Source organism: Skermanella sp. (assembly GCF_059503625.1).
The window spans coordinates 1-3362 of record NZ_JCACHA010000201.1 but is presented as its reverse complement, the minus strand read 5'-3'; the positions used below and the strand labels follow the sequence as shown (position 1 = coordinate 3362).

The 3362-nt window shown below is 66.2% G+C and carries 3 protein-coding genes; 2 read left to right on the top strand and 1 reads right to left on the bottom strand.

Going from position 1 to position 3362, the window contains the following annotated elements; all coding sequences use genetic code 11:
- Together AC5JJ6_RS05125 and AC5JJ6_RS05120 are read left to right on the top strand one after the other, a co-directional pair.
- A partial coding sequence (locus tag AC5JJ6_RS05125) for a sensor histidine kinase (protein WP_496041007.1) occupies positions 1-783 on the top strand: 783 nt, incomplete at its 5' end.
- A complete protein-coding gene (locus tag AC5JJ6_RS05120; protein WP_496041006.1) occupies positions 776-1159 on the top strand; it encodes a response regulator in 384 nt (127 codons plus the stop codon). The genes AC5JJ6_RS05125 and AC5JJ6_RS05120, both read left to right, overlap by 8 nt.
- Positions 1160-1214: 55 nt before the next feature.
- On the opposite strand, the gene ilvD is transcribed toward AC5JJ6_RS05120, so the two are convergent.
- Positions 1215-3083, bottom strand: a complete 1869-nt coding sequence (gene ilvD, locus AC5JJ6_RS05115) for a dihydroxy-acid dehydratase (RefSeq protein WP_496041005.1) — start codon at positions 3081-3083, stop codon at positions 1215-1217.
- Positions 3084-3362: the final 279 nt, after the last annotated feature.

Sequence of the window (3362 nt, the reverse complement as noted above, 5' to 3'; positions counted from 1 at the left end):
GAAGTCCGGTGCCAGTCGACGGTCTGGACCGCGATCGAGATGGAAGCCGCCCAAAGCTTCCGCGTATGGCTGCTGGAGAGCGTCCTGCGTCATGTCGATCTGGTCCGGAAGGAGCGGGAAGCGACGCTGGCACACCAGGACCTGCTGATGGCCGAACTGGACCACCGTGTCAAGAATGCCTTGGCCAGCATCCAGGCGCTGGTGCAGCAGACCAGGGTCGGGGCCGGATCGATCGAGGATTTCGCCTCGGGACTCGAAAGACGTATCCGTGCAATGTCGCATGCCCATGACCTGATGTCCGAGACCCGCTGGAAAGGCGCCTCGGTCCGCGCCTTGGTGGAGGAGGAAATGGCGCCTTTCCGCTCGGAGCGGAACTGCAACCTTCGCATCTCCGGCGACGATGTCATGCTGTCGCCCAAGGCGGCGCTGCCTTTCACGCTGGTCGTGCACGAGCTGACCACCAACGCGGCCAAGTACGGCGCCCTTTCCACTCCCGCAGGCACCGTCGACATCCGGTGGAGCCTCAAGGAGGACGGCGCCCTCGTGCTCAACTGGATGGAACGGGGAGGGCCGGCGGTAGCGCCGCCGACGAGGCGCGGCTTCGGATCCGCCGTCATCGAACGCAGCCTGCGGCATGAAGTCAAAGGGACGTGTTCGCTGACCTTCGGGCGCGAAGGCGTCGACTGCGTCTTCATGATACCGGCGGATTGCGTCATACCTGCCGGCGATCCGTCCATCGGCGGCCGGTCTGCCGGCGAGGGCGAGGGCACCGGCCTTGAATGATCGGCGCGCCCTCGTCGCTGAGGACACCCTTCTGGTCCTGATCGCACTGGAGATGATTCTCGAACAGCACGGTATCCAGGTCGTCGGTCCCGCTTCAACGGTGGGCGAAGCTTTGGCGCTGGCCGAGACGGCAGCGCCGGACATCGCGATTTTGGACGTCAATCTTCACGGTGAAATGATATTCCCCGTGGCCGACTGCCTGATCGGGCGCGGCATTCCCGTCATCTTCACGACCGGCTACACCCTCAAGGACAGTCTGCCGCCGCATTTGCAGACCGTGCCTACCATCCGTAAGCCCTACAAGGCCAAAGACCTCATGAAGCTGGTCGGACAGGCATTCGGCCTGTCCGACATGAAGCTGGAGGAATGCCCTTGACCGACAAGGCCTGGACCAGGACACCGGTCCCGGTCCAGCCTTTACCCGGTCAGGTTCAGCCCCGCGAGCGCGGTGCGCGGAGCGCCGCCGAAACGTCCCGCACCGCGCCACGCGCAGCGCTGGTCGTCAGTGCCGCATAGGCTTGGAGTGCGGTCGAGACGGTGCGCTGACGGTCGATCGGCTTCCAGGCTGCATCGCCCCGGTCCTCCATGGCGGCGCGGCGCGTGGCCAGTTCCTGGTCGGTCAGGACGACTCGGATCGACCGATTGGGAATATCGATCTCGATCAGGTCGCCTTCCTCCACCAGCCCGATGATCCCGCCCTCGGCCGCTTCCGGCGAGACGTGGCCGATCGACAGGCCAGACGTGCCGCCCGAAAAGCGTCCGTCGGTGACCAGGGCACAGGCCTTGCCCAGGCCCTTGGACTTCAGGTAGCTGGTCGGATACAGCATTTCCTGCATGCCGGGGCCGCCGCGCGGGCCTTCGTAGCGGATCAGAACCACGTCGCCGGCCGCGACCCTGCCGCCCAGGATCGCTTCCACCGATGCATCCTGGCTTTCGAAGATCCGCGCCGGGCCGGAGAATTTCAGGATCGAGGCATCGACGCCGGCCGTCTTGACGATGCAGCCGTCCTCCGCGAGGTTGCCGTACAGGACGGCCAGACCGCCGTCCTTGCTGAAGGCGTGCTCCGCATCGCGGATCACGCCGGCGGAGCGGTCCACGTCGATCGTCTCGTAACGCCGTTCCTGACTGAAGGCGACCTGCGTCGGAATGCCGCCGGGCGCCGCCGAGTAGAAGCGCAGGACGTCGTGGTCGTCCGTCCGCTTGACGTCCCAGCGGTCCAGCGCCGCGCCCAGCGTCGGCGCGTGTACCACCGGCAGGTCGCGATGCAGGTGGCCGGCGCGGTCCAGCTCGCCCAGGATCGACATGATGCCACCGGCGCGGTGGACGTCTTCCATGTGGACGTCGGGGACCGATGGCGCGACCTTGCAAAGCTGCGGGATGCGGCGCGACAGCCGGTCGATGTCCTTCATCGTGAAATTCAGCTCCGCCTCGTGGGCGGCGGCCAGCAGGTGGAGCACCGTGTTGGTCGAACCACCCATCGCGATGTCGAGCATCATGGCGTTCTCGAACGCCTGGAAGCTGGCCACCGAGCGGGGCAGGACGCTGGCGTCGTCCTGCTCGTAGTAGCGGCGTGCGATATCGACCACGGTCCGCGCCGCCTGGAGGAACAGGCCCTTGCGGTCGGCATGGGTGGCCAGGACGGAGCCGTTGCCCGGCAGCGCCAGACCCAACGCCTCGGTCAGGCAATTCATGGAATTGGCGGTGAACATGCCGGAGCAGGAGCCGCAGGTCGGGCAGGCCGACCGCTCCATCTCCAGCACTTCGTCGTCGTTCAGCGTGGTGTCGGCCGCCGCGACCATGGCGTCCACCAGATCGACGGCGCGGGTCTTGTTGTGCAGCTTGACCTTGCCGGCCTCCATCGGACCACCGGAGACGAACACCGTCGGGATGTTGAGGCGAAGTGCCGCCATCAGCATGCCGGGCGTGATCTTGTCGCAGTTGGAGATGCAGACGAGGGCGTCGGCGCAGTGCGCGTTGACCATGTACTCGACGCTGTCGGCGATGATCTCGCGCGAGGGCAGGCTGTAGAGCATGCCGGAATGCCCCATCGCGATGCCGTCGTCGACAGCGATGGTGTTGAACTCCTTCGCCACCGCCCCGGAGGCTTCGATCTCGCGCGCCACGAGCTGGCCAAGGTCCTTCAGGTGGACATGGCCGGGTACGAACTGGGTGAAGGAGTTGGCGATCGCGACGATGGGCTTGCCGAAGTCGCCGTCCTTCATGCCGGTCGCGCGCCACAGGCCGCGGGCGCCGGCCATGTTGCGGCCGTGGGTTGAAGTCCTTGAACGGAGTTGGGGCATGACGGTCCTCTGCTTGGTCGCCGGGATAATAGTCGCCGGCCACAGGGGCGGCAAGAACGCGGTGCCCGCCGCGTCCTCCATCCGTTCAGACCTGCCCTGCTTAAATCTTCTTGAGCTGATCCAGGTCGACGGAGCCGTTCTGACTCGTGAAAGCCAGCGACGAGGCGCCGCCGCCCTGCTGGGAAACGCCGCCGATCCGGTGATCGCCGCTGTCGTAGGTCGTCAGCTTGCCGTCCTGTTCGATCAGGACTTCCCAGGACGCGGCGTCGCCCGGCTGTT

Excerpts from the sequence above, each read along its gene's own strand:
- ilvD (WP_496041005.1), bottom strand. The coding sequence starts at position 3,083 with ATGCCCCAACTCCGTTCAAGGACTTCAACCCACGGCCGCAACATGGCC.